The organism is uncultured Leptotrichia sp. (assembly GCF_938036635.1).
Taxonomy (GTDB): domain Bacteria; phylum Fusobacteriota; class Fusobacteriia; order Fusobacteriales; family Leptotrichiaceae; genus Leptotrichia; species Leptotrichia hongkongensis.
Window position 1 is genome coordinate 1 of sequence record NZ_CALHQO010000177.1, and the last position, 7,752, is coordinate 7,752.

Annotated in this window: 7 protein-coding genes and 1 pseudogene; all 8 read left to right on the forward strand. The window is 30.2% G+C overall.

Annotation, left to right across the window (positions count from 1 at the left end):
• Window positions 1–152: 152 nt before the first annotated feature.
• Complete coding sequence (locus Q0370_RS03545) at window positions 153–416, forward strand: SemiSWEET family transporter (protein WP_299572229.1); 264 nt, start codon at window positions 153–155, stop codon at window positions 414–416.
• Window positions 417–536: 120 nt separating this feature from the next.
• Entirely contained in the window at window positions 537–1,178 is a 642-nt protein-coding gene (gene cbiE, locus Q0370_RS03550; RefSeq protein ID WP_299572231.1) for a precorrin-6y C5,15-methyltransferase (decarboxylating) subunit CbiE, read from the forward strand.
• Window positions 1,179–1,449: 271 nt separating this feature from the next.
• Complete coding sequence (gene leuS, locus Q0370_RS03555; protein ID WP_299572233.1) at window positions 1,450–4,128, forward strand: leucine--tRNA ligase; 2,679 nt, start codon at window positions 1,450–1,452, stop codon at window positions 4,126–4,128.
• Between the two features lie 23 nt (window positions 4,129–4,151).
• Window positions 4,152–4,988, forward strand: coding sequence for an SDR family oxidoreductase (locus tag Q0370_RS03560; protein WP_299572235.1), 837 nt, complete (start codon window positions 4,152–4,154; stop codon window positions 4,986–4,988).
• Window positions 4,979–5,181: pseudogene (locus Q0370_RS03565) on the forward strand (9-O-acetyl-N-acetylneuraminate esterase); the annotation flags it as partial. The gene Q0370_RS03560 and the pseudogene Q0370_RS03565, both read left to right, overlap by 10 nt.
• Window positions 5,182–5,282: 101 nt before the next feature.
• Window positions 5,283–5,825, forward strand: coding sequence for a site-specific DNA-methyltransferase (locus tag Q0370_RS03570; protein ID WP_299572237.1), 543 nt, complete (start codon window positions 5,283–5,285; stop codon window positions 5,823–5,825).
• Window positions 5,749–7,335: a site-specific DNA-methyltransferase gene (locus Q0370_RS03575; RefSeq protein WP_299572239.1), complete on the forward strand. Its 1,587-nt coding sequence runs from the start codon at window positions 5,749–5,751 to the stop codon at window positions 7,333–7,335. Before Q0370_RS03570 ends, Q0370_RS03575 begins: the two co-directional genes overlap by 77 nt.
• A gap of 2 nt (window positions 7,336–7,337) precedes the next feature.
• Window positions 7,338–7,752, forward strand: a 415-nt coding sequence (locus Q0370_RS03580) for a DEAD/DEAH box helicase family protein (protein ID WP_299572241.1), incomplete at its 3' end; no start/stop codon positions are given.

The following is a 7,752-nucleotide window of genomic DNA, read 5'->3' on the forward strand; positions in this document are numbered from 1 at the left end:
TTTAGTAGTTTAATTTTAAGTAGGTTTGAGTATAATTTAAAATCTTTTTCTTAAACAAATAATTTAATTTTTTGACTTTGAAAAAATTAGAAATTATGTTATAATTTGAACTGTGATAAAAATTATCATAAATTTAAATACTGGGAGGAAAAATGAATAAAAGCAAAATTAACACAATTGTTGGTTCAATAGGGGCATTTATTGGAGTATTTGTATTTATAACGTATATTCCGCAGATTATTGCCAATATAGGAGGAGCAAAAGCACAGCCGTGGCAACCTCTTACTGCCTCAGTTTCTTGCTTGATATGGGTAATTTATGGATGGACTAAAGAACCTAAAAAAGATTATATTTTAATTGTACCAAATGCAGCAGGGGTAATATTAGGATTTTTGACTTTTATTACAGCACTTTAATAAAAAAATAATTTAAAAGACTGTGAAAAAAACAGTCTTTTTTCTTTAACTTTTCATTTATATAGGGTATAATAAATACAGATAAAAATGGAAATAATAAAAATTTATTTAGGAGAGAAAATGGAAAATAAAATAAATGTACTTGGATTAGGACCTGGAAATTTGGACTACACTTTACCAGTTGTATTAAAAGAAATTGAAAAATCAGATGTAATAATCGGTGGAAAACGACATATTGAAAGCCTTGGAAAATATGCAGAAAACAAAGAATACTGCTACATTAATGCTGATTTACAGCGAGTTTTAGATTTTATAAAAGAAAACCGTGATAAAAAAATGTCACTAATTCTATCAGGAGATACAGGCTTTTATAGTATGCTAACATTTATGCGAAAACATTTTGAGGCTAGCGAATTAAACGTAATACCTGGAATTTCTTCAATTCAATATATGTTTGCTAAAATTTCTGATTATTGGAATAATGCTTTTATATCTAGTGTTCATGGACGAGAAATGGATTATGTCCAAAAGTTAAGAGAATTTCGTAAAATTGGACTTTTGACAGATAACAAAAATACACCGCAGAAAATATCGGAAACACTGATTGAAGCTGGAATGGATAGCTCTATCATTTTTGTCGGAGAAAATTTATCTTATGAGAATGAACAAATTTTGGAACTATCAGTAAAAGAAATGGTAAAAGTTGAGAAAAAATTTGAAATGAATGTAGTTGTGATTTATTGGGATGGAAAGGAAGAATAGGTAAAAAATGTCTTATTTTCAAATATTAAGCATAGTGAAGAAAAATTAAAGATAGAAAGTGCTGAAAAGTTTTTTGAAATAATGTCTGGTGAAGGAATAAATATAAAATTTAGGAAACAAATAAAAAGTGCTGATATTTTGAAAATTATAAAAGATGTTATAAAATAAAATTAATTGTCAAAAAGCCTAAAATATAGTACAATAATTACATTATAAACTACTAAGATAAAAAATATTGTAGAACTAAATACTAAAAAATTGGAGGAAAGCAATGATAAAGGAATACAAACCGTCGGAAATTGAGAAAAAGTGGCAAGATAAATGGTTTGAAGGAGATGTTTTTAAATCGGAAAATAAAGTTGATGGTAAAGAGAATTATTATGTACTTGAGATGTTTGCGTATCCATCTGGAAAGCTTCATGTTGGGCATTTGAGAAATTATGCGATTGGAGATGCGATTGCTAGATATAAGAAGATGAAGGGGTTTAATGTGCTGCATCCATTTGGATGGGACAGTTTTGGATTACCTGCAGAAAATGCTGCTATTGACAATGGGGCACATCCTGGAAAATGGACAAAGGCCAATATTGACAATATGAGAAGACAGATGAAGCTTATGGGGCTTTCTTATGACTGGGACAGAGAACTTAGCACTTATACTCCAGAATACTATAAATGGAATCAGAAATTTTTTATTGAAATGTATAAAAAAGGGCTTGTTTACAAGAAAAAGTCTTATGTAAACTGGTGTCCAGACTGTAATACCGTACTTGCGAATGAGCAGGTTGAAGGTGGAAAATGCTGGCGTCACGGTAAAACTGATGTAATTCAGAAGGAACTTTCGCAATGGTATTTCAAAATTACAGAATATGCAGAAGAATTATTGCAAGGACATGAAGAGCTTAGAGGACATTGGCCTGAACAGGTGCTTGCTATGCAGAAAAACTGGATTGGAAAATCAACAGGAGCGGAAGTAGACTTTATTTTGGACTTTGATTATAAAGGAAATAACGAGAATATTGTAAAAAATGAAAAAGGTGAAGTTGTAATAACTGTGTTTACTACGAGAGCGGACACATTATTTGGGGCGACTTACTTGACATTGGCACCTGAACATCCGTTAGTGGAAGAGGTTATTTTGAAGCAAAATCCTGAAATTAGGGAAAAAGTCGAGGCTATGATTAATGAGGATAAAATTAGCCGTACTGCTGAAGATAAGGAAAAAGAGGGTGTATTTACAGGACTTTATGTTATAAATCCAATAAATAATGTAAAAGTACCGTTATGGATTGGAAACTATGTATTAATAGATTATGGGACTGGAGCGGTTATGGCTGTGCCTGCCCATGATGCAAGAGACTTGGCTTTTGCAAAAAAATATGACTTGCCAATTAAAATTGTAGTAAATCCTGTGGATAAAGATGGGAATGTGCATGAATTGACACTTGAAGAAACATTTGAAAATATTTTTACTGGAAATGGAATTATGACTAATTCTGGAGAATTTGATGGAATTTCAAATGAAGATGGAAAAATCAAGATTGTAGAAAAGCTGAAAAAATTAGGAAAAGGTAAGGCAACTGTAAATTATAGGCTTCATGACTGGCTAATCAGTAGACAAAGATACTGGGGAACTCCAATTCCTGTGATTTATGATGAAGATGGAAATATTTATTTGGAAGAAGAAGCAAACTTGCCTGTGAAACTGCCTACAGATATTGAGTTTAACGGAAAAGGAAATCCACTTGAAACTTCTGAGGAATTTAAAAATGTGATTTTGCCAAATGGGAAAAAAGGGAGAAGAGAAACGGACACAATGGATACTTTCGTTGATTCTTCATGGTATTACTTGAGATATTTGGATTCTCACAATGATAAAGAGCCGTTTAAAAAGGAAGATGCAGATAATTGGACTCCAGTTCATCAATATATCGGTGGAATTGAGCATGCGGTAATGCATTTGCTTTATGCAAGATTTTTCCACAAATCACTAAGAGATTTAGGATATGTTGATACAAATGAGCCATTTAAGCGTTTATTGACACAAGGAATGGTTTTAGGGCCTTCTTACTATTCTCAAAATGAAAGAAGATACTTGTTCCCAAGAGAAGTAGAAATGAAGGAAGGAAAGCCTGTTTCTAAGGAAACTGGAGAAGAATTGGCAACAAAAGTTGAAAAAATGAGTAAATCTAAAAATAACGGAGTAGATCCAGAAGAAATTGTGAAGGAATATGGAGCTGATTCTTCAAGAGTGTTTACATTGTTTGCTGCACCGCCTGAAAAAGAATTGGAATGGAATATGAACGGTCTTGCTGGAGCTTATAGATTTATAAACAGACTTTATCTGTTAATTTCATCAACAGCTGATTTTGCTGATAAAAATGCATCAAAGGAAAACAATTATGGAATTAATCTAGACGCAAGAAGCGAAAAAGACAAGGAAATTCAGAAAAAATTACATCAGACAGTGAAAAAAGTTACAGACAGCATTGAGGACGATTTCCACTTTAACACAGCAATCGCTGCAATAATGGAACTTCTAAACGATATGACAACTTACAAGCAAAATGTAATTGACAAAAACGACATTTCGTCAGAAAGTAAAAAAGTATGGCACGAAGTTCTTGAAAAAGTGATTTTATTAATTGCACCTTTTGCACCGCACGTAGCAGATGAATTGTGGAGTGATTTAGGAAATACAACTCTTACTTTTGAGGAAGAATGGCCAACATTTGATGAAAAATTAACTGTGGAAAACAACTTTAACTTAGTTTTACAAGTAAATGGAAAAGTAAGAGATATGATTCCTGCACAAATTGGAATTTCAAAAGATGATGCTGAAAAATTGGCATTTTCTTCAGAAAAAGTTCAAAAATTTGTTGATGGAAAAGAAGTTGTTAAGGTAATTGTTGTGCCTAATAAGCTGGTTAATATTGTTGTAAAGGGATAAATGGAAAAAGAGGAGAAAATAAAATGACTAAAATAGCAGTAACTGGAGTGACAGGAAATTTAGGTGGCATGGTTTCAAGATTATGCAAAGAAAATGGCATAAAAGTGAGAAATTTGGCTAGAAACAAGGAAAAAGCTGAAAAAATGGGATTTTCTGATGTTTTTAAATCAAGTTACGACAAGTCAGAAGATACTATAAAATCGCTTGAAGGGATTGATGTGCTTTTTATGGTGTCGGGTTCTGAAAATCCTGACCGTGTTCAGCAGCATAAGGATTTTATTGATTCTGCTAAAACAGCTGGAGTGTCGCACATTGTTTATCTTTCATTTTACAATGCTTCAAAAAACTCCATATTTACATTGGGAAGAGATCATTATGCAACTGAGGAATACATTAAAGAAAATGGCTTTAAATATACATTTTTGAGAGATAATTTTTATGTGGATTTCTTTGTAGATATGTGCAGAGAGTACGGTGAAATAAAAGGGCCTGCTGGAAATGGTAAAGTTTCGGCTGTGGTGCGTTCGGATGTGTCAGAAGTGGCTGCTAAAATTTTGGAAAATCCAGAAAAATGGGAAAATCAGACTTTGAATATGACAGGACCTGAAGAATTGACAATGGAGGAAATTACAAAACTTGTAAGTAAATATTTAGGTAAAGAAATTAAGTATATTCCTGAAACAGTAGAAGAGGCTTATGAATCACGTAAAATCTGGAAAGCCGAACAATGGGAATATGATTCGTGGGTTTCGACTTATACTGCAATTGCCGAAGGTGAACAAGCTGGTGTTTCAAATGACATTGAAAAAGTGTTGGGACGTAAAGCGACTTCATTGACTGAGTATTTGGAAAAGCTGTAAATTCCAAAGAAAATTTGAATGAAGATGAAATTTACCAAAAACTTGAGAAGGAATGTGAAATTGCATTGCAGCAAATTGAGGAAAAAGAGAATATGCTTCTATGCTGAAAAATGCTGGGATTAATAATATTTTGAAAGTTAGAATAGCATTTTTGGGGAAGGAAGTGGAAGTTAAATTCGAGAGAGAAAGATAGTTTTAAATATTTGAATTTTTTTCTAAATCAAAATTTTAAAAGTTTAAATTAGAAATTTTTAATAAAAGGCAGGAGTTTTTTGGGGAAAATAGGAGGATAGAATGTTAAACCAAAAAGTAGAAAATTTATTAAAATCAAATAAAAAATATATTTCAGAGAAAAATGAAATATTAAAGGCTAAAGTATATGAAGATGTAGTAAATATTAATAAAGAATTAATAGAGTTACTACTTTCAGATGGTAAAGTAAGGGAAACTTATTTTACCGAAATTAATGGAGTGCTTGTGTTTGATAAACAAGGATTTTTAAATTTTTTAGAATCAAAAGATTTTTTACCTGACAGTTATACAGCTTTTAAAAATAAAATAGGACTTACTGATAGAAATGGTAACTACTTATCAGATAATGATGATGTTGTATTATCCTTTCCTTATAAAGATTGTGTATTGGTGGGTGGACAAGATAAAGATGATCAAAAGAGAGAAGAAAAAATATATAATGAAATACTTGCAAGTGAAGAAATAAGCACATTATTTTTTCCAAAAATCTTGACAAATATAAAAAGATTTGGCAAAATTTCTAGTCAGTCAGTCAGTCAGTCAGTCAGTCAGTCAGTCAGTCAGTCAGTCAGTCAGTCAGCATAATGTAACCTTTAGTGAAAATGATAACTTAATTATAAAAGGAAATAATCTTATAGCACTTGCAAGTTTACTTAAAAGATATGAAGGAAAAGTAAAATGTATTTATATAGATCCACCGTATAATACAGGAAATGACAGTTTTAAGTATAATGACAGATTTAATCATTCTACTTGGCTTACATTTATGAAAAATAGACTGGAATTGGCGAAAAAGTTGCTTAGTGATAATGGAGTAATTACTGTGCAATGTGATGATAGAGAACAAGCATATTTAAAAGTATTGATGGATGAGATTTTTGGAAGAGAGAACTTTCTTAATTGTGTAGCAATTAAAATGAGCGAAAGTAGTGGAGTTAAAATGAATCATGCTAAAAATAAATTTCCTAAACTTAAAGAATACATATTAATATATGTTAAACCTAAATTTAAAGGTTTTATTGAAATTGACAAATATAAAGAAACAAAATGGGATTTAGAAAATAATATTTTTATAGAAAATTTGACTATGGAACAAAGGAATTTGCTCATAAATTTGGAAATGAAAAAAATAAATAGTGAGGAGGATGAAATTATAGCAAATGATATATTAAAATTTTCTAAGAAAATATCGTTATCAGAGAAAATCAAAACCCTTAGTTTTGAAAATGAAGAAGAGAAAAAAGAATGGCTATTTAAAAATAGTTATAGAATTATAAAAACAGCAGGGTCTTCTAGTTTAACAACTTTGGTAAAAAAAATAAAAGAGATACCCAATCAAGATTTGGCAGCGGCAGTTTCTAAAAAGGGAGTATTATTTTTTTATATAACAGACTTTAATAGAAAAAGTAAACAACCAAGACTGCAAGTAATATTTGCTGATTCAAATATATTTAAGAATCCTTGTGATTTTTGGCAGGATATAAAAACAACAGGAGCAATTTCAGATGAAGGTGGAGTTAAATTTGTAAATTCTAAAAAACCAGAAAAAATATTGTATCGATTAATCAAAATGATAACCAAACCAAATGACCTAATACTAGATTTTTTCTTGGGTTCTGGAACAACAGCAGCAGTAGCTCATAAAATGGGAAGAAGATATATTGGAATAGAACAGATGGATTATATTGAAGATATTGCTGTAGAAAGATTGAAAAAAGTTATAGATGGTGAACAAACGGGTATTTCAAAAACTGTGAACTGGCAAGGCGGAGGCTCTTTTGTCTATTGTGAACTCAAGGAAAATGGACAAAAATTAATAGATAGCATTTTGTCTAGTGATGAAAAAAGTATTAATGAAATAAAAGAAAAGATATTTTCTGATGATAGAATAGTTCCATATATTACAAGACAGGAATTGAAAAAAGCAGATAAAGATTTTTTTGATTTAAAATTTGAAGAAAAGAAAAAAGTTTTAATAGATTTGGTAGATAAAAATAAACTGTATATAAATTATTCTGATATTGATAATGAAGAATATGATATTTCGAAAGAAGAAAAACAGTTTAATGATTCTTTCTATAAGGATGTGAGATAATTATGGAAAGATTTTTATATGAAAAATTAGATGTATCAAGGGAAATTGGAGCTATAAAAGAAATTCCAAATTTTTTGAAACAAGGATTATCTAAAAGAATAGAATTGAGAGAATATCAGAAAGAAGCATTTGAAAATTTTATAACTTATTTTGAAAATGAAAAACTTAATAAAAATAAACAGGTTCATACACTTTTTCATATGGCTACAGGAAGTGGAAAAACTGTTATTATGGCAGGACTTATTTTGTATTTGTATGAAAAAGGATATAGAAATTTTTTATTTTTTGTAAATCAGACAAATATTTTGGAAAAAACGAAAGATAACTTTATAAATGTTTTATCAAATAAATATTTATTTAACGAAGATTTAAACTATCTTGGAGAAAAAGTAAAAATAAATGTGGTAGATAATTTTC

Excerpts from the sequence above, each read along its gene's own strand:
- Q0370_RS03545 (WP_299572229.1), top strand. The coding sequence starts at position 153 with ATGAATAAAAGCAAAATTAACACAATTGTTGGTTCAATAGGGGCATTT.
- cbiE (WP_299572231.1), top strand. The coding sequence starts at position 537 with ATGGAAAATAAAATAAATGTACTTGGATTAGGACCTGGAAATTTGGAC.
- leuS (WP_299572233.1), top strand. The coding sequence starts at position 1,450 with ATGATAAAGGAATACAAACCGTCGGAAATTGAGAAAAAGTGGCAAGAT.
- Q0370_RS03560 (WP_299572235.1), top strand. The coding sequence starts at position 4,152 with ATGACTAAAATAGCAGTAACTGGAGTGACAGGAAATTTAGGTGGCATG.
- Q0370_RS03570 (WP_299572237.1), top strand. The coding sequence starts at position 5,283 with ATGTTAAACCAAAAAGTAGAAAATTTATTAAAATCAAATAAAAAATAT.